The sequence below is a fragment of the Roseateles sp. P5_E1 genome, assembly GCF_054049335.1.
This window is the reverse complement of the sequence record NZ_JBFUMN010000362.1, coordinates 1-573: the sequence shown is the minus strand read 5'-3', so window position 1 is coordinate 573 and position 573 is coordinate 1. Positions and strand designations below refer to the sequence as shown.

Annotated in this window: 1 pseudogene; it reads right to left on the bottom strand. The window is 71.2% G+C overall.

The features are described from left to right. Positions 1-573 (bottom strand): annotated as a pseudogene (locus ACXJKJ_RS31535) (phosphogluconate dehydratase); the annotation flags it as partial.

The following is a 573-nucleotide window of genomic DNA, read 5'->3' as shown; positions in this document are numbered from 1 at the left end:
GTTCCACTCGGCCGCGTCGACCAGCGCATCCATCGTGCCCGCTTCGGCGTCGATGCGCAGCATGTCGCCGTCGCGGATGCGCGCGATAGCACCGGCATCGGCGGCTTCCGGCGAGACGTGAATCGCCGCGAGCACCTTGCCCGAYGCGCCSGACATGCGCCCGTCGGTCASCAGCGCGATGCGTTGGCCGCGATCCTGCAGCACCGCCAGCGGCGGCGTGAGCTTGTGCAGTTCCGGCATGCCGTTGGCGCGCGGCCCCTGGCCACGGATCACGGCGACGAAATCGCCTTCGAGCCGGCCATGCTTGAACGCATCGAGCAATGCGTCCTGGGTGTCGAACACTTTCGCCCGCGCGGTGATGACGCGGAACTCCGGCGCCACCGCGGAAATCTTGGCGATGGCGCGGCCGAGGTTGCCCTGCAGGCGCCGCAGGCCACCCTCGCTGTCGAACGGCTCCGCCGCCGGCCGCACCACCGTGGCGTCGCGCGATTGAGGCGGCGGATCGCGCCAGCGCAGCTGGCTGCCGTCGAGCCAGGGTTCGAGCATCTGCTGGCGCAGGTCGCCGCCGTGCAC